Source organism: Actinomadura soli (assembly GCF_005889715.1).
In the GTDB taxonomy this organism is placed as follows: Bacteria; Actinomycetota; Actinomycetes; order Streptosporangiales; family Streptosporangiaceae; genus Spirillospora; species Spirillospora soli.
Window position 1 is genome coordinate 1 of the sequence record NZ_VCKW01000444.1, and the last position, 4048, is coordinate 4048.

The following is a 4048-nucleotide window of genomic DNA, read 5'->3' on the forward strand; positions in this document are numbered from 1 at the left end:
GGGGACGGTCGAGGCGGAAGAGATCCTCGTCGATCCGGTCGAGGGCGAGCCGGAGCGCGCCGAGGCCGACCGCCTCGTCCGCCAGCTCCGACGCCTCGATCCGGACGGGGCTCAGGCACAACGGCGCGATCCGCCTGCGCAGTTCGGAGACCAGCAGGTCGCCCGCCCTGACCAGCGGCCCGCCGACCACGATCATCTCGGGGTCGAGGGCCAGGGCCATCGCCGCGACGCCGCGCGCCATCCGTGCCGCGAGCCGCTCCACGACCGCCTTCGCCTCCGCCGCGCCCCACCCGGCGGCGTCCAGGACGCGTTCGGCGTGATCGACTCCCGCGTCCCGCAAGGCGGAACCCTGCGCATCACCGGCCGCCGAGGTGAACGCCGCCAGCGCGGCGTCCGCCGCCTCCGGGCCGGCGTCCGTGCCGGTGATGAGCGCGGCGGTGGTGTCGCGCAGGCCCAGCTCCGGCAGCATGCCGACCTCGCCGGCGGCGCCCCAGCGTCCCCGGTGCAGGCGGCCTCCGATGAGCGCGCCCATGCCGGTGTGCAGGCCCGCGTGGACACAAACCACGTCGTCGGCGTCCCGGGCGGCGCCGCGCCACCGTTCGGCCACCGCGGCGAGGTTGGCGTCGTTCTCGACGAGGACCGGGCAGGAGAACGAGCGGCCGAGCTCGCGGGCCAGGCGCACCCCCTCCCAGCCGGGTATGGCCGTGCAGGACGTGACGGTCCCGTCCGGCGCGACGACGCCCGGCGTCCCGGCGGCCACGGCCAGCAGCGACCGGCGGTCGACGTCCGCGACCGCGAGGCAGGTCTTCACCGCCGCCCGGACCGCCGCGATCCGCTCGCCTGGCGGCCCCTGCACGTCGAGCCCGGCGCGATGGCCGCCGACGACGTCACCGGCGAGGTCGGCGACGACCAGCCGCACCCGGTGCGCGTCGATGTCGATGCCGAGCGCGTGCCCGGCGTCGGCCCGGAAGCGGTAGCGGCGGGCGGGACGGCCGAGCCCCGTGCCGGGACGCGGCGCGCTCTCGGCGGCGAGACCGCGGTCGATCAGCTCGGCCAGCACGCCCTCGGTGGTGGGCCTGGACAGCCCGACCCGTCCGGCCAGCTCCGTCAGCGTGCACTCGCCGCCGTCGCGCAGCGCCCGCAGGGTCGCGGCGGAGTTGAGGCGGCGCAGCACCGAGGGGTCGCCCCCGTGCAGGGCGGGTCGCTTCACGGGACACCCCTTGGCGGCGATCGGCGGCGGACGAACGGCATTCACTTAGGGCAGATACGTACAAAACAGTGCGGCCGTATCCGGACGCATCCAAGAATACCCAGGTCAGAAGCGCATTTCCGACGTATCAGTCGTCGTAGGTGAGGCCGAAGCCGAGCGGGAACAGGGGCTCCTTGCCGTCGCCCTGGTTGATGGGCTGCTGGGCGCCGTCGCGCATCCACGTGACCGGGAGCCGTCCGGTGGGCTCGGCCTCGCCGTACAGGACGTCGGCCACACCCGCGCCCTCCGTGCCGGGGAGCCACGCCGCGAGCAGCGCGTCCCAGCCGGGGAGCTTGGCGGCGACGTCCATCGGACGGCCCGACACCAGCACCACGATCACCGGGACGCCCGCGGCGCGGAGCCGCTCGATGGTCTCGAGGTCCTCGCCGCCGAGGCCGAGATCGCCCGTCCTGTCACCGTGGTACTCGGCGTACGGCTCCTCCCCCACCACGGCGATCGCGGCGTCATAGGACCGGTCGATGCCCTTGCCGTCCCTGCTGTAGGCGACGGCGGCGGACGGGTCCACGGCCTTGCGGATGCCGTCCAGGATCGTCGTGCCCGGCGTGATCGGCCCGGGCCTGCCCTGCCAGGTGATCGTCCACCCTCCGGACTGCATGCCGATGTCGTCCGCGCTGCGGCCCGCCACGAAGATCTTGTCGTCGTCTTCCAGCGGGAGCACGTCGCCGTCGTTCTTCAGCAGCACCTGCGACTCGGCCACGGCCCGCCTCGCGAGCGCGCGATGCGCCGCGCTGCCGACCGTCCTCAGGTACGACCGGTCCGCCAGGGGACGCTCGAAGAGCCCGAGCTCGAACTTCTTCGTGAGAATCCGGCGGTTCGCGTCGTCGATGCGGGACATCGGAACGTCGCCGCCCTTGACCTCGTCCCGCAGATACTCAATGAAACGGCGCCATTCCGCCGGCACCATGACCACGTCAATCCCCGCATTGATCGCGGTGGCGACCTCATCCCTCGTGAACCCGGCCCGTCCGTCGATATCGTCGATTCCCTTGTAGTCGGAGACCACGACCCCGGTGAAGCCAAGTTCGCCCTTCAGGACGTCATTGATCAGGTACCGGTTCCGATGCATCTTCTGCCCGTTCCACGAGCTGTAGGAGATCATCACCGATCCCACGCCCCGTTTCACCGCCGCCCGGAAAGGCGGCAGATGAACAGCCCGCAGCTCCTCCTCCGAAATCCGGGCATCACCCCGGTCGTCACCGCCCTCCGTTCCGCCGTCCCCCACGAAATGCTTGGCCGTGGCCAGCACGGATGCGGATCCGCCCAGCCTCTCCCCTTGCAGGCCCTCGATCATCGTCGTCATCATCGCGGGCAGCTCGGGCACCTCGCCGAACGACTCGTACGTCCGCCCCCACCGATCGTTGCGGGCGACGCAGACACAAGGGGCGAAATCCCAGTCGACACCGGTCCCCGCCATTTCCGCCGCGGTGGCCGCGCCGATTCTTCGGACCAGATCCGGATCACGGGACGCGCCGAGCCCGATGTTGTGCGGGAAGATCGTCGCACCCACGACCGTGTTGTGGCCGTGCACCGCGTCCACCCCGTACATGATCGGGACCCGCAGTGGCCCGGCGAGCGCGGCCCGCTGCAGCCCGTCGTACATGTCCGCCCATTTCTCCGCCGTGTTCGGGCTGGGCGCCGACCCGCCGCTCGACAGCACCGACCCGATCCGGTACCGGGTGATCTCCTCCGGCGTGACGAATCTGCGTTCGGGTTGCGTCATCTGGCCGAGCTTGTCGTCCAGGCTCATCCGATCGAGCAGATCGTCCACCCGGCCCTCGACCGACAGCCGCGGATTGAGATAGGGCGCGGGCCTGGCTTCCGCCGTCACGGGACCGCCGTAGGCGACAAGCGCGAGCGCCACCGCACCGGACGCCGGCAGGCGGGACTTCACGGAGGAGTTGAGCATGCGGAAAGCTTCTCCAGCATTGCTCCAATGCAACCCAGCCCGGAGCCAGCGCCTCGGCAATTTCTGATCGCCAAATCCCCTAAGGGCCCCCGATCGGGATCGAACCGACACCTCCAGGACCACAACCTGGCGTGCAGACCACTACACCACGGAAGCCGCATCTCCGGCAGGACTCGAACCTGCGACCTCCGGGTCCGCAACCCGGCGCGCTCTCCAACTGCGCCACGGAGACTCGATGTTACGTACCGGGTGCAGGAATCGAACCTGCCTGCCGCGGCTTATGAAACCGCAGGACACACCAGCGTCCCCACCCGGTGCGGAGGGTGCGAGATTCGAACTCGCGCAGGGGTGACCCTGACGACGGCGTAGCAAACCGCTGCCTTCCCGCTCGGCCAACCCTCCGGGAAAAACAAAAAAACCGCCCGCACTGCACGGGCGGCGTCAGAACGCGCGATTCACGCCTTCGAACGGCTCCCGAGACCGAAGAGACTGCTATGCATTCGACAACGCATGTCCGTTCCCCTTCCGGTCTCGTTTCCCTACGACGCCCATGATGCCGGGGCGGTTCCGTCCCGGCAAACCATTTATCGGCTGGCTCTGGGGGCGTCCAGGGCGGTGTTCAGCGCGCGGAGCGCGTGGTAGACGCGGAGCTTGACCACGTCCACCGGCACCCCCAGCGAGGCCGCGGCCTCATTGACCGAACGATCCCTGAAGACGGTCTCGGCCAAGATCTCACGATGCGCCGACGGCAACGCCTGGAAGGCCCGGGCGACCACCGCTGGGCGCGTCCGCTCCCCCGCCGACCCGGGGACGAACGAACCGGTGCTCCTACCCATTCGCAGTGCCACGCCACGAACCTCGCACCCCCACCC

2 protein-coding genes, 4 tRNA genes and 1 pseudogene are annotated in these 4048 nt (G+C 70.7%); all 7 read right to left on the reverse strand.

Annotated features, from left to right (window positions below; all coding sequences use genetic code 11):
- Positions 1 to 1210, reverse strand: a 1210-nt coding sequence (locus tag ETD83_RS40170; protein WP_205718160.1) for an ROK family transcriptional regulator, incomplete at its 3' end; no start/stop codon positions are given.
- Between the two features lie 127 nt (positions 1211 to 1337).
- Complete coding sequence (locus ETD83_RS40175) at positions 1338 to 3176, reverse strand: glycoside hydrolase family 3 protein (protein WP_138650493.1); 1839 nt, start codon at positions 3174 to 3176, stop codon at positions 1338 to 1340.
- 84 nt (positions 3177 to 3260) lie between these two features.
- Positions 3261 to 3332: transfer RNA gene (locus ETD83_RS40180), tRNA-His, on the reverse strand.
- A 2-nt stretch (positions 3333 to 3334) separates the two neighbouring features.
- Positions 3335 to 3408: transfer RNA gene (locus ETD83_RS40185), tRNA-Arg, on the reverse strand.
- An 11-nt stretch (positions 3409 to 3419) separates the two neighbouring features.
- A tRNA-Met gene (locus ETD83_RS43320) sits at positions 3420 to 3492 on the reverse strand.
- 1 nt (position 3493) lies between these two features.
- A tRNA-Ser gene (locus tag ETD83_RS40190) sits at positions 3494 to 3578 on the reverse strand.
- 182 nt (positions 3579 to 3760) lie between these two features.
- Positions 3761 to 4048: pseudogene (locus ETD83_RS40195) on the reverse strand (hypothetical protein); the annotation flags it as partial.